This window comes from Escherichia sp. WS2035 (genome assembly GCF_046487065.1).
Classification (GTDB): domain Bacteria; phylum Pseudomonadota; class Gammaproteobacteria; order Enterobacterales; family Enterobacteriaceae; genus Escherichia; species Escherichia coli.
Window position 1 is genome coordinate 68,050 of sequence record NZ_JBJQKD010000017.1, and the last position, 17,663, is coordinate 85,712.

A 17,663-nucleotide genomic window follows, 5' to 3' on the forward strand; every position below is an offset into this window, starting at 1 on the left:
CGTAGGCCTGATAAGACGCGCAAGCGTCGCATCAGGCAATCATTATTACTCGTCGTGTTCTTCCCATGCCATCGCGCGTTTGACCGCTTTTTTCCAGCCTGCGTAACGGTAATTACGCTCAGTGGTTTCGATGCCTGGACGGAACTCGCGTTCAATCACCGCTTTCTCTTGCAGCTCGTCAAGATTCTGCCAGAAGCCAACCGCCAGACCAGCAAGATAGGCCGCACCCAAAGCGGTGACTTCGCGCACTTCCGGGCGCTCAACGCGCGTACCGAGAATATCGGACTGGAACTGCATCAGGAAATTGTTCGCCACCGCACCGCCGTCCACGCGCAGCGCGTGCAGACGAATACCGGAGTCGGCCTGCATTGCTTCCAGCACGTCACGCGTCTGATAAGCAATAGACTCCAGCGTCGCGCGTATAATGTGGTTAGCGTTCACCCCACGAGTCAGACCGAAAATCGCCCCGCGTGCATACGGATCCCAGTATGGCGCACCCAGCCCGGTAAAGGCCGGAACCACATACACACCATTGGTGTTTTGCACTTTGGTGGCAAAATATTCGGAATCGTAGGCGTCGTTAATCAACTTCATCTCATCGCGCAGCCACTGAATGGACGCGCCCGCCATAAACACCGCACCTTCCAGCGCATAGTTTACTTCGCCAGTCGGGCCGCAGGCGATGGTGGTCAGCAGGCCGTTTTCTGATTTCACCGCTTTCTCGCCAGTGTTCATCAGCATAAAGCAGCCGGTACCGTAGGTGTTCTTCGCCATTCCTTCTTTCACGCACAACTGACCAAACAGCGCCGCCTGCTGGTCACCGGCGATCCCGGAGATTGGAATACGCGTGCCGCCTTTGCCGCCAATGTTAGTCTGACCGTATACTTCGGAAGAACGACGCACTTCTGGCAGCATCTCGCGTGGAATATCCAGCACCTCCAGCATTTTGTCGTCCCAGTCCAGAGTATGGATGTTAAACAACATGGTACGAGAGGCGTTGGTGTAATCGGTCACATGGACACGGCCCTGAGTCATTTTCCAGATAAGCCACGTATCAACCGTACCAAACAGCAATTCACCACGACGCGCACGCTCGCGAGAGCCTTCCACATGGTCGAGGATCCACTTCACTTTGGTGCCAGAGAAGTACGGGTCAATCACCAGACCGGTGTTGTTACGAATGTACTCTTCCATGCCATCGCGTTTGAGATGTTCGCAGATCTCGGCGGTACGACGGCACTGCCAGACAATGGCGTTATAGATAGGTTTGCCGGTTTCTTTTTCCCAGACAATAGTGGTTTCACGCTGGTTCGTAATACCGATAGCTGCAATTTGATCGGAACTGATATCAGCTTTCGCCAGCACTTCTACCAGCGTGGAGCTTTGGGTGGCCCAGATTTCCATTGGGTCGTGTTCTACCCAGCCTGGTTTTGGGTAGATTTGCTCAAATTCGCGCTGCGACACGCTAATGATATTGGCATCGTGATCCATTACGACCGCGCGGGAGCTGGTGGTGCCCTGGTCGAGCGCAACGATATATTTTTTTTCAGTCATGTTTAATTGTCCCGTAGTCATATTACAGCGAAGCTTTTTGTTCTGAAGGAGTTGTGGTCTCCTTTTCTTCCACAACACAGATATCGCAAGGCAAATGGCGACCAATCAGTTTGCGGTAGGCAAATGCACCTACAATCGCGCCAACGATAGGGCCAAAAAGCGGCACCAGGAAGTAAGGAATGTCTCTGCCGCCGGTAAAGGCGACATTGCCCCAGCCCGCCAGCCAGGCAAAGACTTTCGGACCGAAGTCACGCGCTGGGTTCATGGCAAAGCCCGTCAATGGGCCCATAGATGCGCCAATGACCGCAATCAGTAGACCAATCAGCAAGGGAGCCAAAGGGCCGCGTGGTACACCGTTGCCATCGTCCGTTAACGCCAGGATCAGCCCCATCAGAATAGCGGTAATCACCATCTCAACTGCGAAAGCCTGCACAAAATTGATATGAGGATTAGGGTAAGTAGAGAAAGTGCCAGCCAGATCAACACTTTCAACGCTGCCGCGAACAATGTGATGAGTCTGCTCGAAGTCGAAAAATAAATTGTAGTAAAGCCCGTAAACTAAAGCCGCAGCACAGAAAGCGCCGGCAACTTGTGAAACGATAAAAGGAATAACTTTGCGCTTGTCGAAACAGGCAAACAGCCACAATGCAATGGTAACAGCGGGATTAAGATGCGCACCGGAAACCCCTGCGGTCAGGTAGATGGCCATTGCCACCCCCAGTCCCCAAATGACACTGATTTCCCACTGACCAAAAGACGCACCAGCGACTTTTAGTGCTGCAACGCAACCCACACCGAAAAAAATCAACAACCCGGTACCGAGGAATTCAGCAATGCACTGGCCTTTCAAGGTTGATGTTTGACTCATAATCGGATCCTGAAGAGTTAATGTTTGTTGTATGCGTGAAAGTCACGGACCTCCACGATGCTTGTAGGCATGCTGTAAACTTATCGTTAACGAGCAAAAACGAGAAATATCGAACTTAAAATGTGTGTGCTCCGTCATAAAATGAGCGTTATCGCGCCATTTATTCCATCTGATTGTACATGATGCATGTTTGTTAGATCATTCGCGCAACAAATTTATTAACATTTTCGATTGATGTGGATTATGTCACCAGGAGAAGGATGAAAAGTGTGGCAAACCGTAATCTGCAAGGCGTGCCGCTGGACAGCGATGGCGCGGCTTCATACAATCGGAGCTAACTAAAGTGCGCTCGTATTTATTAAGGCGTCACCGGTAATCGGGACGAGGATTTTTATCCATCAACGCCTTGCAATTCAGGAGAGGTATGACAATGTCATTAGAAGTGTTTGAGAAACTGGAAGCAAAAGTACAGCAGGCGATTGATACCATCACTCTGTTGCAGATGGAAATCGAAGAGCTGAAAGAAAAAAACAACTCACTGTCGCAGGAAGTTCAAAATGCCCAGCATCAGCGCGAAGAGCTGGAGCGTGAGAACAACCATCTGAAAGAACAGCAGAACGGCTGGCAGGAACGTCTGCAGGCCCTGCTGGGTCGCATGGAAGAGGTCTGATTACACTTCATCTTTCGCGTAATTTCTTTACTGTGTAGGCCAACAGGTAACGCAGAAAAAAGGCACCTTGCGGTGCCTTTTTTATCATTCAATATCCAGCGGATCTTCTGAAAGAATAATCCCGGTATTGTCGGCATAAAGATGGTCGCCGGAGAAGAAGGTGACACCGCCAAAATTGACGCGGACATCGCTTTCGCCAATGCCTTCGCCAGCGGCACCAACCGGAATTGCCGCCATCGCCTGGATGCCGATATCCAACTCTTCCAGGTCATCTACCTGACGCACCGCGCCGTAAATGACCAGGCCTTCCCATTCATTTTGTACTGCCAGACGCGCCAGTTCAGCATCGACCAGTGCGCGGCGAACAGAACCTCCGCCATCGACGACAAGAACACGACCACGGCCATTCTGTTCGAGCAGATCGTACAGCAACCCGTTGTCCTCGAAACATTTTACCGTGATTATTTGTCCGCCAAACGACGCCCGTCCGCCAAAGTTGGAGAACAGCGGTTCCACGACGTTAACATCTTCTTGATAGATGTCACAAAGCTCGGAAGTATCGTATTTCATAGGCTTAACATTCAGTTGCTGCGAGAATTTTCAGTATATCGCGCTATGTGGGCTGTTGGCAAAATCATCAATTGTTAATTGATATTTGTCAGTTATGCTGCCCACTGGCTTAGGAATATCCCTAAAACAAACAGCAGGTTAGTCAGTAACGCTCCTTTGACAGTGCGTTCCAGCATTGGTCGCATCGCCACCGGGTCCATTTCGCGCATCACATAACGAGCTTGCTTCACCAGCAACGGTGCCGCCAGCAGGAACAGCCAGCCCCACAGGCTATGCAGCGAAAAGAGATTAAACAGCGCTAGACACACCAGTGAGCCCATCAGCAGGCAGGCATGATAACGACGCGCGTTTACTGCACCTAAGCGCACCACCAGCGTGTTTTTGCCGTTTTCGCGGTCGCTATTGATATCACGCAGGTTATTAATGTTCAGTACTGCTGTTGCCAGCAGGCCGCATGCGGTTGCCGGAAGGATCAGTGCCGGAATCAATGTATGAGCCTGTAAATACCAGCTCCCCATGACGCTCAACCAGCCAAAGAAAACCAGTACGGAAATATCACCCAAACCGATATAACCATAAGGACGATTGCCCACGGTGTAGGTGATAGCGGCAATGATCGACAACCCGCCAAGAATCAGGAAACCGACAAAATCGGCCAGCGTATGGCACGCCACTGCAACCAGTGCCAGCCCGGAGAGACAGATGAGCACGACGGTAATAATGAGCGCCCGTTTCATCTCTTGCTGGGTAATGACCCCTTTTTGCATGCCGCGTAGCGGCCCAATGCGGTCAGGTTTATCGCTGCCTTTTACCGCATCGCCGTAATCATTGGCGAGGTTAGAAAGGATCTGTAATAGCCCGGCGGTAATCAATGCCAGCAGGGCGACCAGTGGATCGAAGTGACCTTGCCACCATGCCAGCGCCGTCCCGACGATAATTGCAGCAAAGGCGAGGGGGAGGGTTTTAGGTCGTAAACTTTCCAGCCACGCCTGAGTTCGGCTAATTTGTTGTTCAGTCATAATACGCGCCAATAAAAATGGGGCCTTTCAGCCCCATCAAACAATGATGAAAATGATTGAACGCGATTATAGGATAAAACGGCTCAGATCTTCATCTGCCACCAACGCATCCAGATGTTTGCTCACATAATCTGCGTCAATAGTGATAGTTTGACCGCTTAAATCGCTGGCGTCGTAGGAAATCTCTTCCATTAAACGCTCCAGAACGGTATGTAAACGACGAGCACCGATGTTTTCGGTAGATTCGTTCACCTGCCATGCCGCTTCCGCGATGCGCTTAATACCGGAGTCGGTAAACTCGATATTTACGCCCTCAGTTGCCATCAGTGCTTTGTACTGCACGGTGATAGAGGCATTCGGCTCGGTCAAAATACGCTCAAAGTCGCTGGTGGTCAGTGCCTGCAGCTCAACGCGGATTGGCAGACGACCTTGCAGTTCCGGGATCAGGTCAGACGGTTTCGCAATCTGGAACGCGCCAGAAGCGATAAACAGAATGTGGTCAGTTTTGACCATCCCGTGTTTGGTGGAAACAGTGCAACCTTCTACCAGCGGCAGCAGGTCACGCTGAACGCCTTCACGAGAAACATCCGGACCGGAAGACTCGCCGCGCTTACAGATTTTGTCGATTTCGTCGATAAACACGATCCCGTGCTGCTCAACAGCGTCGATAGCATCTTGCTTCAGCTCTTCCGGGTTCACCAGTTTCGCCGCTTCTTCTTCAATCAGCAGCTTCATGGCGTCTTTGATTTTCAGCTTACGCGCCTTTTGCTTCTGACCGCCCAGGTTCTGGAACATGGACTGCAGCTGGCTGGTCATCTCTTCCATGCCCGGAGGAGCCATAATTTCAACGCCCATCGGTGCTGCGGCAAGATCGATCTCAATTTCTTTGTCATCAAGCTGGCCTTCACGCAGTTTTTTGCGGAATGCCTGACGAGCAGCGGACGGCTCCTGCTGCTGTTCGGTCTGTCCCCAGTTATTTTTAGCCGGTGGGATCAGTACGTCGAGAATACGTTCTTCTGCCAGTTCTTCAGCGCGATAACGGTTTTTCTCGATAGCCTGGACGCGTACCATTTTCACGGCGGCATCGGTCAGATCGCGAATAATAGAATCCACTTCCTTACCGACATAGCCCACTTCGGTGAATTTGGTCGCTTCAACTTTGATGAACGGCGCATTCGCCAGCTTAGCCAGACGACGGGCGATTTCAGTTTTACCGACACCGGTCGGGCCGATCATCAGGATATTTTTCGGGGTCACTTCATGGCGCAGCTCTTCGTTGAGCTGCATGCGACGCCAGCGGTTACGCAGAGCAATCGCCACGGAACGCTTGGCGTTGTCCTGGCCGATGATGTGCTTATCCAGTTCGCTGACGATTTCGCGTGGGGTCATTTCAGACATGGGAGATCCTTACGCTTTGTAGCTTAATTCTTCGATGGTGTGGAAATGGTTGGTATAGATGCAAATGTCGCCTGCAATATCCAACGCCTTTTCAGCAATTTCACGGGCGCTAAGTTCAGTGTTTTCTAACAGCGCGCGCGCCGCAGCCTGGGCGTAAGGGCCGCCGGAGCCGATAGCAATAAGATCGTTTTCTGGCTGCACCACGTCACCGTTACCGGTGATGATAAGCGATGCAGTTTCATCCGCGACTGCCAGCAGTGCTTCAAGTTTGCGCAGCATGCGATCGGTACGCCAGTCTTTCGCCAGCTCAACGGCGGCTTTGACCAGATGGCCCTGATGCATTTCCAGTTTACGTTCAAACAGTTCGAACAGCGTAAAAGCATCCGCAGTACCGCCCGCAAAGCCCGCGATGACTTTGTCGTTGTACAGACGGCGGACCTTTTTCACGTTGCCTTTCATTACGGTATTGCCCAACGTGGCCTGACCATCACCAGCGATGACCACATGGCCGTTACGGCGTACGCTTACTATAGTTGTCACGAGCTGACCCCTTGGTTACGAATACAGAGTACAAACCCCGTACAAAAGTACGGGGCATAATGCAATTATAGATGGGGGGGATTTTGAGGGTTTCAACCCCCGGCGGCGAGCCGAATGCAGTTTGTATGACCCGCCATCTTCAAGCGATTGAGGGTGCTGTCTGCGTTCTCTTTGCCTTTCACCGGGCCAATCACCACACGATTCCAGCCATTGTTGGTGGTAATTTTTGAGTCAAAGCCTTCGAACGCCAGCTGAGCACGTACCGTCTCTGCCTGTTCCGCGCCTCTGAACGAACCGCACTGCACCATCCAGCGGCGTTCGTCTTTTTTCTCCGCCGTCGGTTTTGGCGCGTCAGCGGCACGAGCAACCGGCGCAGCTTGCTGCGGCTTCGACTGCGCGGTCGTGTGCGCAGGGGTTTGCAGCAGATCCTGGTACGGCTGCTGAGTAGAAGCCGGTTTAGACTGGCGCGGTTGCGCCTGTACCGGCGCGGCTTGCGACGTACGCGTCTGCTGCTGCCAGCTTTGTTCAGTCGTACGCGACTGCTGAGCCAGGCGTTGCTGCTCCGCTAATTGCTGCGCCTGACGCTGGCGCTGTAGCGTTTGCTGACGCTGTTCCGGCGTCTGCTCATTCCACGGAACTTCAACCAGCTGCGTTGGCTGCTGGCGCATATCGGCCTGCATTTGTTCAAGAAGCTGGCGTTGTTCTGGTGTCAGTTGCTCCGGCGTTTTCACTTCACCACCGGCAGAAGGTTCTGTGGGCGCACGCACACCCGGCTGGCGACTTTCCAGCTCTTTAATGTAGCGCCAGCGTTCTTCTGGTTTTGGTGGTAGTCCGTTTCCGGTCACTTTCTGGCTTTGCAGCGTCTCGGACTCTTCTTTCTTGTGATGCGTAATGAAGTACAGACCACCGATAAAGGTCACAAGAACGGCGGCAGCAATAGCGACCATAGCGGGAGAAACCGCAGGCAGATTTCGTTGCTTTTTCCGTGAGGTGCTCTTTTTTCGCCGCGAAGGTGCCGGTTGGCTGCGGCGTACATAATCTCGTTGTGCCACTATCGTTTCGCTGTATTTATTCGTTCGTCAGCCCGCCATGTTACTTAAGCGGCGGGCCTTTGACCAGTCACGGCAGTCTTAAAGGTTTACTTTAAGGTAACGCGCGTGTTGATCCCCGGATGATAAGTTCGCAGTCCATTAAACGAGAGCCACTGCCAACGTGTTGCCCCTGCATTTGATCAAGCAATAACAGCATAGCTTCCCGACCGATTTCGTAACGCGGCTGCGCGATGGTTGTCAGCGGCGGATCACAAAATTGCGTCAGGTCGATGTTATCAAAACCGATTATGGAAAGGTCTTCCGGGACTTTCAGCCCCTGACGTTTTGCCTGAGAAAGTGCGCCGAGCGCCATCACATCGCTATGGCAGAAGACAGCAGTAGGCGGTTGTGGAAGATCAAGCAGCTGTTGCATTGCTCTGCTTCCGGCTTCGAAGGTGAAGTCGCCACGGGCGATGTATTGCGGATCAACCATAATGCCGCAGCGACGCAGCGCCTGAACATAGCCTTGCAGGCGGTAGTGACACAGCGGCATCTCTTCGGGACCGGCTATACAGCCAATCCGTTTATGCCCTTGCTCATATAAATAATTTACTGCATCAAATGCGGCGGTCAGATTGTCGATATGAACGGTAGGCAGCTCCAGTTCCGGTGCAAATTCGTTCGCCATCACCATCGGCGGCAGATTACGCTGTTCCTCAATGCTGGCATCAAACGGCAGCCTTGAACCCAGCAACAACATGCCATCAATTTGCTTGGTGATGATCAAATCGATAAAGGTTTTTTCCTGCTGATTTTGATGCGCACAGTCGCCAATCAGCACCAGATATCCGTGATTTGCCGCCGTAACTTCGATACCGCGAATAATTTCGCTAAAGAAAGGGTCGCAGATATCCGGGACAATCACCAGAATGGTGCGGGATTCATTACGCTTGACGTTGCGCCCCATAGGCTGCGGTAAATAACCCACTTCCCGGGCCGCTTTTTCAACCCGATTACGGGTGGCCTGGGAGACTTTATCGGGATTCATTAATGCTCGGGAGACAGTCGCTGTAGAGACTTTTGCCTTGAGGGCAACGTCTTTCATGGTCGCGGCAGTTTCCTGCTTCTTCGCTTTCACACTCACTCCTCGCCTGGCACGTCAGGCGTACTACATCCATGTTTACTTCACATCGGCAACATTTTTAGCAGATAGCGCGTGAAAACGGTTACAGAATTTTCATGAAAAGTGTGATGAATATTGAATTTTTCGATCCGCCTCGCATCGTGAGCGGTTTAGCCCTCGATGGGATCGACATCCAGCACCCATTTCACTTTACGGGAATCCGGTATTGTATTAATAAGCGCCAGCGTACCATTGATGATGTGCTGTAATCGCACGCGGGAAGGGTGCTGCAACAAAATTTGCCAGCGCCAGCGGCCACCACGCTTAGGGGCCAGTGCCGGAACCGGACCGAGAACCCACAGTTTGTCGTCTGCAAGCGGGCTGGCGAGGATCAGATTACGCAACTGTTGCAGGAACAGCGGCGCGTGCTGATTGTTATGATCTTCCGCACGCACAATCACATGGCTGGTCCATGGCGGCAGCTGCATCATCCGTCGCTCAGCCAGCGCCTGTTCGGCAAAGTCGTCGTAGCCTTTATAGAGCAACGTTTGCAACAGAGGATGTTCCGGATGGTGCGTTTGCAGCACCACTTCGCCCTGTTTACCCGCACGCCCGGCACGACCAGCGACCTGGGTGTAAAGCTGAGCGAAACGCTCTGCCGAGCGAAAATCGGCAGAAAACAGCGCGCCGTCCACATCCAGTAACGCTACCAGCGTCACATCCGGAAAGTGGTGACCTTTCGCCAGCATTTGCGTGCCAATCAAGATCCTCGCGCCGCCGCGATGCACTTCCGCCAGTTGCTGTTCCAGCGCCCCTTTGCGGCTGGTGGTATCGCGGTCGATACGAGAAATGGGCACGCCGGGGAACAGCGGCGCGAGCGTCTGTTCAAGCTGTTCGGTGCCCAGCCCCACGGGTACCAGGTGTGTGGAACCGCAGGAAGGGCACTGGCGCGGCACCGGGCGTTGGCTGTCACAGTGGTGACAGCGCAAATGCTGTTGTGCCTGATGCAGCGTGTAGTAGTGATCGCAACGCGGGCATTCGGCAATCCAGCCACAGTCGTGGCACAGTAGCGCAGGCGCAAAACCCCGGCGGTTAAGAAAGAGGATAACCTGGTTGTCGGCCTGTAAATGCTGGCGCATACGGGTGATCAACGCCGGAGCCAGACCTGCCTGCACCTTCTGACCTTTTAAATCCAGCACATGTTGAATTGCCGGGCGCGCATTGCCCGCCCGACGGGTCAGGCGCAGCAGGCGGTATTTTTTCTGCTGCACGTTGCATAACGTTTCCAGTGCGGGCGTTGCGGAGCCAAGAATAATTGGGATTTGCTCGCTATGCGCGCGATACACCGCCAGGTCGCGGGCATGATAGCGCCAGCCTTCCTGCTGTTTGTAGGAACTGTCGTGCTCTTCATCAATAACAATCACGCCGAGATTTTTAAACGGCGTAAACAGCGCGGAGCGGGTGCCGATGACAATCGCCGCCTCGCCATTTTTCGCTTTCAACCACGCCGAAAGACGCTCGCTGTCGTTCAGGCCGGAATGCAGAACTTCCACCGGGGCATTAAAACGTTCACGAAAACGGGCGATAGTTTGCGGTGTCAGGCCGATTTCCGGCACCATCACCAGCGCCTGTTTGCCCTGAGCGAGCACGTTTTCCAGTACACTGAGATAAACCTCCGTTTTACCGGAACCGGTAACGCCCGCCAGCAGCCAGGCAGAAAAAGTATCTGCCGCGCTATGAATTGCGCCAACGGCGGTGGCCTGTTCGGTATTCAACCGCAACCGCTCACCAGAAACGGCATAGTTCGTTCGCCAGTCGCTAAACTCTGGTGTTTCACTTGCTAAATCACACAGACCTTTTTTGCGCAGTGCCTGCAACGCGGCATCATTAAATTCGAGCGTGGCAACCTGATCGCGCCAGATTTTGCCTTGCCGTAACGCTGCCAGCGCCTGTTGTTGCTTTGGCGAACGTTTCAGGCTGTTCAGATCCACCGCCTGACCTTGTTCAGTGGCAAACCAGTACCACATAGGCGCGTTTGCCGCAGGCCGCCCCTGGCGCAGTAAAATCGGCAAGGCATGAAACAGCACATCGCCAATCGGATGATGATAGTAATCTGCCGCCCAGAGCAGTAATCGCCAGACGGAGTGAGTAAATACCGGCTCAACGTCCAGCACTTCAACTACCGCTTTCAGCTCGTTAAGCGGCAGCTCACTGACATCGCTCACTGACACCACAACCCCGATGCGCTCCTGTTGTTTGCCAAACGGCACGCGCACGCGACTCCCGGCTTTAACCGTCATGCCTTCTGGCAGCAGATAGTCAAAGGTACGAGGAAGCGGAACGGGCAAGGCAACGTGGGCAACGGGCATAGCATCATCCTGACTTGAAATTCGGTGGGTTAGTATACACATTGCCGTAGAAGAGTGCGGATCAGTTTGCATACGCTGGTTAATTTCTGTATGATTTCGCGCCTTCGTACGAAATGATCGTATTGAAGCTATACTTTTAACATCGCGTGGTGTCTGGCGTTAGGGCTGGAAGAGCGACGCGGCCTTAAACCGAGGTTTTCCCATGAAAAAAGATATTCACCCGAAATACGAAGAAATTACTGCTAGCTGCTCTTGCGGTAACGTAATGAAAATCCGCTCCACCGTTGGTCATGACCTGAACCTCGACGTGTGCAGCAAGTGCCACCCGTTCTTCACTGGCAAACAGCGTGATGTTGCTACCGGTGGCCGTGTTGACCGCTTCAACAAGCGTTTCAACATCCCGGGCAGCAAATAAGACCGGATTTCCGAAAAAAGCGCCGCACGGCGCTTTTTTTGTGCCTGAATTTTGGTCGTATTACCAGGAAAACAGCGGCCATTCTTTGGCGACCGTGGTGAGTTGTGGCGCGTCGAAAACGGCTTGTGGTGAAACTACCGTTTCCTCAAGCGGAATATTTTTGCCGTAGCGTTCTTTGAGCTTTGCCTGAACTAGCGGGTTACTAAGATCGAACTCTTTCAGCTTCTGCTGCTCGCCCACACGCATTCCCAGCGCATTCTGGTAGACCTTCCACACCACTTCCGAACAGTACTGGCGATCGTCGCTCCACGAGAAGCTGGAGTCATACGGTTTACCGAGATAACGTTTTGCCGTTTGCGCCAGTTTTTGCTGTTGTTCGGCATTTAGCTCGCCTTTAACGCGACGCACGATGTACTTGCTATCTTCACCGTGGGCGATCCACTGTTTCAGCGGGGTATATTTTACCGGGCCGACGGCTTCAAAGACGTAGGGCTTTTTGTTGCGTATCACCAGCATACCGGTGTGGCTGTAATCGGAATGGGTCGCCAGTTGGATCGCTTTACTTTGCGATGAGCGAGAGATCTGAAAGATGATGTCGCCGGTTTGTGGTTGCCAGGCAAATGCAGGCACAGAAACCAGCAGGCCGGGGATCAGTAGCCTGATTTTCATCGTTAAACGTCCATGTATGAAAAAAGCGGCTGGTTAACTCCGCGCCGCTCTTTTCCGCTTTAGTATTCCCACGTCTCCGGGTTAATCCCCATCTCACGCATGATCTCTTTTGCCGCCTCCGGAATTTCGTCGCTGCGCTCTTTACGCAGATCGGCATCATCCGGCAAAGGTTGCCCGGTAAAGGCATGCAGAAACGCTTCGCACAGCAGCTCGCTGTTGGTAGCGTGACGCAGGTTGTTCACCTGACGACGCGTGCGTTCATCGGTGAGGATTTTTAACACCTTAAGAGGAATGGAAACCGTAATCTTTTTGACTTGTTCACTCTTCTTGCCGTGCTCAGCGTATGGGCTGATATATTCGCCGCTCCATTCAGCCATGAGATACTTAATCCTCTTCGTCAATAAATTGAGACCAGACCACACAGTTAATGTGGGTACTGACCGTAAACCCGCATAGTTTACCGTACAGGCGTTACCGTGACATCGTGTAATGCACCTGTCGGCGTGATAATGCATATAATTTTAACGGCTATTTGGGATTTGCTCAATCTATACGCAAAGAAGTTTAGATGTCCAGATGTATTGACGTCCATTAACACAATGTTTACTCTGGTGCCTGACATTTCACCGACAAAGCCCAGGGAACTTCATCACATGACGCGTAAACAGGCCACCATCGCAGTGCGTAGCGGGTTAAATGACGACGAACAGTATGGTTGCGTTGTCCCTCCCATCCATCTTTCCAGTACCTATAACTTTACCGGATTTAATGAACCACGTGCGCATGATTACTCGCGTCGCGGCAACCCAACGCGCGATGTGGTTCAGCGTGCGCTGGCAGAACTGGAAGGCGGTGCCGGTGCCGTACTTACTAATACCGGCATGTCCGCGATTCACCTGGTAACGACCGTCTTTTTGAAACCTGGCGATCTGCTGGTTGCGCCGCACGACTGCTACGGCGGTAGCTATCGCCTGTTCGACAGCCTGGCGAAACGCGGTTGCTATCGCGTGTTGTTTGTTGATCAAAGCGATGAACAGGCATTACGGGCAGCGCTGGCAGAAAAACCCAAACTGGTACTGGTAGAAAGCCCAAGTAATCCATTGTTACGCGTCGTGGATATTGCGAAAATTTGCCATCTGGCAAGGGAAGTCGGGGCGGTGAGCGTGGTGGATAACACCTTCTTAAGCCCGGCATTACAAAATCCACTGGCATTAGGTGCCGATCTGGTGTTGCATTCATGCACGAAATATCTGAACGGTCACTCTGACGTGGTGGCAGGCGTAGTGATTGCTAAAGACCCGGACGTTGTCACTGAACTTGCCTGGTGGGCAAACAATATTGGCGTGACGGGCGGCGCGTTTGACAGCTATCTGCTGCTGCGCGGGTTGCGAACGCTGGTGCCGCGTATGGAGCTGGCGCAGCGCAACGCGCAGGCGATTGTGAAATATCTGCAAACCCAGCCGTTGGTGAAGAAACTGTATCACCCGTCGCTGCCGGAAAATCAGGGGCATGAAATTGCCGCGCGCCAGCAAAAAGGCTTTGGCGCAATGTTGAGTTTTGAACTGGATGGCGATGAGCAGACGCTGCGTCGTTTCCTGGGCGGGCTGTCGTTGTTTACGCTGGCGGAATCATTAGGGGGAGTGGAAAGTTTAATCTCTCACGCCGCAACCATGACACATGCAGGCATGGCACCAGAAGCGCGTGCTGCCGCCGGGATCTCCGAGACGCTGCTGCGTATCTCCACCGGTATTGAAGATGGCGAAGATTTAATTGCCGACCTGGAAAATGGCTTCCGGGCTGCAAACAAGGGGTAAAAATGAGTGTGATTGCGCAGGCAGGGGCGAAAGGTCGTCAACTGCATAAATTTGGTGGCAGTAGTCTGGCTGATGTGAAGTGTTATTTGCGTGTCGCGGGCATTATGGCGGAGTACTCTCAGCCTGACGATATGATGGTGGTTTCCGCCGCCGGTAGCACCACTAACCAGTTGATTAACTGGTTGAAACTAAGCCAGACCGATCGTCTCTCTGCGCATCAGGTTCAACAAACATTACGTCGTTATCAGTGCGATCTGATTAGCGGCCTGCTACCCGCCGAAGAAGCCGATAACCTCATTAGCGCTTTTGTCAGCGATCTTGAGCGCCTGGCGGCGTTGCTCGACAGCGGTATTAACGATGCGGTGTATGCGGAAGTGGTGGGCCACGGTGAAGTGTGGTCGGCGCGCCTGATGTCTGCGGTGCTTAATCAACAAGGGCTGCCATCGGCCTGGCTTGATGCCCGCGAGTTTTTACGCGCTGAACGCGCTGCGCAACCGCAGGTTGATGAAGGGCTTTCTTACCCGTTGCTGCAACAGCTACTGGTACAACATCCGGGCAAACGTCTGGTGGTGACCGGGTTTATCAGCCGTAACAACGCCGGTGAAACGGTGCTGCTGGGGCGTAACGGTTCCGACTATTCCGCGACACAAATCGGTGCGCTGGCGGGTGTTTCTCGCGTAACCATCTGGAGCGACGTCGCCGGGGTATATAGCGCCGACCCGCGTAAAGTGAAAGATGCCTGCCTGCTGCCGTTGCTGCGTCTGGATGAAGCCAGCGAACTGGCGCGTCTGGCGGCTCCCGTTCTTCATGCCCGTACTTTACAGCCCGTTTCTGGCAGCGAAATCGACCTGCAACTGCGCTGTAGCTACACGCCGGATCAAGGTTCCACGCGCATTGAACGCGTGCTGGCCTCCGGTACTGGTGCGCGTATTGTCACCAGCCATGATGATGTCTGCTTGATTGAGTTTCAGGTGCCCGCCAGCCAGGATTTCAAACTGGCGCATAAAGAGATCGACCAGATCCTGAAACGTGCTCAGGTACGTCCACTGGCGGTTGGCGTGCATAACGATCGCCAGTTGCTGCAATTTTGCTACACCTCAGAAGTGGCCGACAGTGCGCTGAAAATCCTCGACGAAGCGGGATTACCTGGCGAACTGCGCCTGCGTCAGGGGCTGGCGCTGGTGGCGATGGTTGGGGCGGGCGTCACCCGTAACCCGCTGCATTGCCACCGCTTCTGGCAGCAACTGAAAGGCCAGCCGGTCGAATTTACCTGGCAGTCCGATGACGGCATCAGCCTGGTGGCAGTACTGCGCACCGGCCCGACCGAAAGCCTGATTCAGGGGCTGCATCAGTCCGTCTTCCGCGCGGAAAAACGCATCGGCCTGGTATTGTTCGGCAAGGGCAATATCGGTTCCCGCTGGCTGGAACTGTTCGCCCGTGAGCAGAGTACGCTTTCGGCACGTACCGGCTTTGAATTTGTGCTGGCAGGCGTGGTGGACAGCCGCCGTAGCCTGTTGAGCTATGACGGTCTGGACGCCAGCCGCGCGTTAGCCTTCTTCAACGATGAAGCGGTCGAGCAGGATGAAGAGTCGCTGTTCCTGTGGATGCGCGCCCATCCGTATGATGATTTAGTGGTGCTGGACGTTACCGCCAGCCAGCAGCTCGCTGACCAGTATCTTGATTTCGCCAGCCACGGTTTCCACGTCATCAGTGCCAACAAACTGGCAGGAGCAAGCGACAGCAATAAATATCGCCAGATCCACGACGCCTTCGAAAAAACCGGGCGTCACTGGCTGTACAACGCCACCGTCGGTGCGGGTTTGCCGATCAACCATACCGTGCGCGATCTGATCGACAGCGGCGATACCATTTTGTCGATCAGTGGGATCTTCTCCGGCACGCTCTCCTGGCTGTTCCTGCAATTCGACGGTAGCGTGCCGTTTACCGAACTGGTGGATCAGGCGTGGCAGCAAGGCTTAACCGAACCTGACCCGCGTGATGACCTTTCCGGCAAAGACGTAATGCGCAAGCTGGTGATTCTGGCGCGTGAAGCGGGTTACAACATTGAACCGGACCAGGTACGTGTTGAATCACTGGTGCCTGCCCATTGCGAAGGCGGCAGCATCGACCATTTCTTTGAAAATGGCGATGAACTTAACGAGCAGATGGTGCAACGACTGGAAGCGGCCCGCGAAATGGGGCTGGTGCTGCGCTACGTGGCGCGTTTCGATGCCAATGGCAAAGCGCGTGTGGGCGTGGAAGCGGTGCGTGAAGACCATCCGCTGGCATCACTACTGCCATGCGATAACGTCTTTGCCATCGAAAGCCGCTGGTATCGCGACAACCCGCTGGTGATCCGCGGGCCAGGTGCAGGGCGCGACGTCACCGCCGGGGCGATTCAGTCGGATATTAACCGACTGGCGCAGTTGTTGTAATCCTGAGCCAGAGAAAGCAGTATTTGCGTAACGCGCCCTGCGGAAAGCGGGGCGCTGTGAGTAAATACTGCTTGTTTATGTAGCCAGTCGATAAAATGTCTGCTGGTTGCTAAAGAGAGCATTTCTGCTTTGCTACTCTTTCCGCCCGTTAATGCACATACCATTTTACGATTTTTTCCCTGAACCCAGAGTTGCCACTGATTTTTCCACCAGCCGTGATAAGTTTTTCCCTGAAAACGCCAGGGCATATTATCGGTATCGTCAGCTATTTCCTCTTCAATAAACCAAATTTCACCTTGCTGTTGGCGAAACAGATCAGCCCAGGCCGTAATAATGGCACCTCTTAAAAAACACTCGTGTGAAATTACATGTGTTTTTACTGTAGGGAATAAAATATTCAGTACTCTGAAATGCCCGTGTGCAGTGATAACCGGACGCAGAATAGCGCCTTTGGCATTGCGCTTGAGCGCTGCGCTGCCATACTGAATTTCATCAAACTGACTGCGGCGTAGAAATTGTGCTTCGCGCATATCAACGCGTTGTACAATATTATTGTCGTGTAACTCTGGTTCTGCATTTCCTCTGTATCGATAATGCAGACTTTCTCCAGCCTGATGCTGCGTGTAATTAGTAGAAAGATGAAGAATATTACCGCGAAGAGCATCAAAACTGATTAAAACATACAGTTTCTGCCCGCTGCTGACTCCCTGAAATGGCACGAGCAAAGCAACCGTTTCGATTATTTCGGGAGTCGTTATTTCTTTCTGATATTGTTTGGGTGTCCATACTTTTTTGCAGTTACGGCATTGAATGCGTTGCGAACCCTGTGGATTGTGACCATAACAAATCGTCTCTGTGCCATAACATACCGGGCAAAAATGGCCTTTCTCTGTTGCAAAAGTAGATAAGTGAACTGTCAACCAGTCACGAAATTGTTGCTCGTCAAACAACGGCGGGTAACTGCCACATGCCCGACAGTGCAGTGCCGGATAACCCAGTCGATAGTCGGGCCAGCTATAATCTGTCGATGTTGGCTGCCCTAAATTACGGCAACCAAACGACTTACAGGCATTAATCGTAAACAGAGTCGACATATATCACCAACGATTTCACAAGGTCGTTGATTTTGTCCGGCAACTATCCCCTGCGGATGTGATTACTCTCACATAAATAAGTCTTTCAGAACGT

General features: G+C 53.0%; 16 protein-coding genes. 4 read left to right on the plus strand and 12 right to left on the minus strand.

What is annotated here, in order from left to right; genetic code table 11:
* Nucleotides 1–45 precede the first annotated feature (45 nt).
* A complete protein-coding gene (gene glpK / locus ACJHX4_RS22310) occupies nucleotides 46–1,554 on the minus strand; it encodes a glycerol kinase GlpK (RefSeq protein WP_000136804.1) in 1,509 nt (502 codons plus the stop codon).
* Nucleotides 1,555–1,576: 22 nt separating this feature from the next.
* Nucleotides 1,577–2,422, minus strand: a complete 846-nt coding sequence (gene glpF / locus ACJHX4_RS22315) for a glycerol uptake facilitator protein GlpF (protein WP_000084268.1) — start codon at nucleotides 2,420–2,422, stop codon at nucleotides 1,577–1,579.
* Nucleotides 2,423–2,846: 424 nt separating this feature from the next.
* Here glpF and zapB point away from each other — a divergent pair, with 424 nt between their 5' ends.
* The gene (gene zapB / locus ACJHX4_RS22320) at nucleotides 2,847–3,092 is read left to right on the plus strand and encodes a septal ring assembly protein ZapB (RefSeq protein WP_001296623.1); all 246 of its coding nucleotides are present in this window, start codon (nucleotides 2,847–2,849) and stop codon (nucleotides 3,090–3,092) included.
* Between the two features lie 84 nt (nucleotides 3,093–3,176).
* On the opposite strand, the gene rraA is transcribed toward zapB, so the two are convergent.
* From rraA to priA, 7 genes are all read right to left on the minus strand, one after another.
* Nucleotides 3,177–3,662: a ribonuclease E activity regulator RraA gene (rraA, locus tag ACJHX4_RS22325; protein WP_000872908.1), complete on the minus strand. Its 486-nt coding sequence runs from the start codon at nucleotides 3,660–3,662 to the stop codon at nucleotides 3,177–3,179.
* A 92-nt stretch (nucleotides 3,663–3,754) separates the two neighbouring features.
* Nucleotides 3,755–4,681, minus strand: coding sequence for a 1,4-dihydroxy-2-naphthoate polyprenyltransferase (menA, locus tag ACJHX4_RS22330; protein WP_001305044.1), 927 nt, complete (start codon nucleotides 4,679–4,681; stop codon nucleotides 3,755–3,757).
* A gap of 66 nt (nucleotides 4,682–4,747) precedes the next feature.
* Nucleotides 4,748–6,079, minus strand: a complete 1,332-nt coding sequence (gene hslU, locus ACJHX4_RS22335) for an HslU--HslV peptidase ATPase subunit (protein WP_001293344.1) — start codon at nucleotides 6,077–6,079, stop codon at nucleotides 4,748–4,750.
* A gap of 9 nt (nucleotides 6,080–6,088) precedes the next feature.
* Nucleotides 6,089–6,619, minus strand: coding sequence for an ATP-dependent protease subunit HslV (gene hslV / locus ACJHX4_RS22340; RefSeq protein WP_000208242.1), 531 nt, complete (start codon nucleotides 6,617–6,619; stop codon nucleotides 6,089–6,091).
* Between the two features lie 92 nt (nucleotides 6,620–6,711).
* Complete coding sequence (gene ftsN, locus ACJHX4_RS22345; protein ID WP_000068834.1) at nucleotides 6,712–7,671, minus strand: cell division protein FtsN; 960 nt, start codon at nucleotides 7,669–7,671, stop codon at nucleotides 6,712–6,714.
* A gap of 91 nt (nucleotides 7,672–7,762) precedes the next feature.
* Nucleotides 7,763–8,788: a DNA-binding transcriptional regulator CytR gene (gene cytR, locus ACJHX4_RS22350; RefSeq protein WP_000644908.1), complete on the minus strand. Its 1,026-nt coding sequence runs from the start codon at nucleotides 8,786–8,788 to the stop codon at nucleotides 7,763–7,765.
* A gap of 155 nt (nucleotides 8,789–8,943) precedes the next feature.
* A complete protein-coding gene (gene priA, locus ACJHX4_RS22355; protein WP_001296625.1) occupies nucleotides 8,944–11,142 on the minus strand; it encodes a primosomal protein N' in 2,199 nt (732 codons plus the stop codon).
* A 202-nt stretch (nucleotides 11,143–11,344) separates the two neighbouring features.
* Between priA and rpmE the strand changes: the two genes are divergently transcribed.
* Complete coding sequence (rpmE, locus tag ACJHX4_RS22360; protein ID WP_000710769.1) at nucleotides 11,345–11,557, plus strand: 50S ribosomal protein L31; 213 nt, start codon at nucleotides 11,345–11,347, stop codon at nucleotides 11,555–11,557.
* A gap of 60 nt (nucleotides 11,558–11,617) precedes the next feature.
* Here the strand turns inward: rpmE and ACJHX4_RS22365 are convergent, their stop codons facing one another.
* Together ACJHX4_RS22365 and metJ are read right to left on the minus strand one after the other, a co-directional pair.
* On the minus strand, nucleotides 11,618–12,226 hold the full coding sequence (locus ACJHX4_RS22365; protein ID WP_000702314.1) for a YiiX family permuted papain-like enzyme: 609 nt from the start codon (nucleotides 12,224–12,226) through the stop codon (nucleotides 11,618–11,620).
* 59 nt (nucleotides 12,227–12,285) lie between these two features.
* Complete coding sequence (gene metJ, locus ACJHX4_RS22370) at nucleotides 12,286–12,603, minus strand: met regulon transcriptional regulator MetJ (protein WP_000852812.1); 318 nt, start codon at nucleotides 12,601–12,603, stop codon at nucleotides 12,286–12,288.
* Between the two features lie 276 nt (nucleotides 12,604–12,879).
* On the opposite strand from metJ, the gene metB reads away from it, so the two are divergent.
* The gene (gene metB / locus ACJHX4_RS22375; protein WP_000197203.1) at nucleotides 12,880–14,040 is read left to right on the plus strand and encodes a cystathionine gamma-synthase; all 1,161 of its coding nucleotides are present in this window, start codon (nucleotides 12,880–12,882) and stop codon (nucleotides 14,038–14,040) included.
* Between the two features lie 2 nt (nucleotides 14,041–14,042).
* The gene (gene metL / locus ACJHX4_RS22380; RefSeq protein ID WP_000110759.1) at nucleotides 14,043–16,475 is read left to right on the plus strand and encodes a bifunctional aspartate kinase/homoserine dehydrogenase II; all 2,433 of its coding nucleotides are present in this window, start codon (nucleotides 14,043–14,045) and stop codon (nucleotides 16,473–16,475) included.
* Here metL and ACJHX4_RS22385 read toward each other — a convergent pair.
* Nucleotides 16,439–17,569: a hypothetical protein gene (locus tag ACJHX4_RS22385; protein WP_000105529.1), complete on the minus strand. Its 1,131-nt coding sequence runs from the start codon at nucleotides 17,567–17,569 to the stop codon at nucleotides 16,439–16,441. The genes metL and ACJHX4_RS22385 overlap by 37 nt on opposite strands.
* Between the last annotated feature and the right edge of the window lie 94 nt (nucleotides 17,570–17,663).

What these genes read in the sequence shown, in the direction of transcription:
- rpmE (WP_000710769.1), top strand. Translation starts at nt 11,345, where the DNA reads ATGAAAAAAGATATTCACCCGAAATACGAAGAAATTACTGCTAGCTGC.
- metL (WP_000110759.1), top strand. Translation starts at nt 14,043, where the DNA reads ATGAGTGTGATTGCGCAGGCAGGGGCGAAAGGTCGTCAACTGCATAAA.
- rraA (WP_000872908.1), bottom strand. Translation starts at nt 3,662, where the DNA reads ATGAAATACGATACTTCCGAGCTTTGTGACATCTATCAAGAAGATGTT.
- menA (WP_001305044.1), bottom strand. Translation starts at nt 4,681, where the DNA reads ATGACTGAACAACAAATTAGCCGAACTCAGGCGTGGCTGGAAAGTTTA.
- hslU (WP_001293344.1), bottom strand. Translation starts at nt 6,079, where the DNA reads ATGTCTGAAATGACCCCACGCGAAATCGTCAGCGAACTGGATAAGCAC.
- glpF (WP_000084268.1), bottom strand. Translation starts at nt 2,422, where the DNA reads ATGAGTCAAACATCAACCTTGAAAGGCCAGTGCATTGCTGAATTCCTC.
- metB (WP_000197203.1), top strand. Translation starts at nt 12,880, where the DNA reads ATGACGCGTAAACAGGCCACCATCGCAGTGCGTAGCGGGTTAAATGAC.
- ACJHX4_RS22385 (WP_000105529.1), bottom strand. Translation starts at nt 17,569, where the DNA reads ATGTCGACTCTGTTTACGATTAATGCCTGTAAGTCGTTTGGTTGCCGT.
- metJ (WP_000852812.1), bottom strand. Translation starts at nt 12,603, where the DNA reads ATGGCTGAATGGAGCGGCGAATATATCAGCCCATACGCTGAGCACGGC.
- ACJHX4_RS22365 (WP_000702314.1), bottom strand. Translation starts at nt 12,226, where the DNA reads ATGAAAATCAGGCTACTGATCCCCGGCCTGCTGGTTTCTGTGCCTGCA.
- priA (WP_001296625.1), bottom strand. Translation starts at nt 11,142, where the DNA reads ATGCCCGTTGCCCACGTTGCCTTGCCCGTTCCGCTTCCTCGTACCTTT.
- glpK (WP_000136804.1), bottom strand. Translation starts at nt 1,554, where the DNA reads ATGACTGAAAAAAAATATATCGTTGCGCTCGACCAGGGCACCACCAGC.
- zapB (WP_001296623.1), top strand. Translation starts at nt 2,847, where the DNA reads ATGACAATGTCATTAGAAGTGTTTGAGAAACTGGAAGCAAAAGTACAG.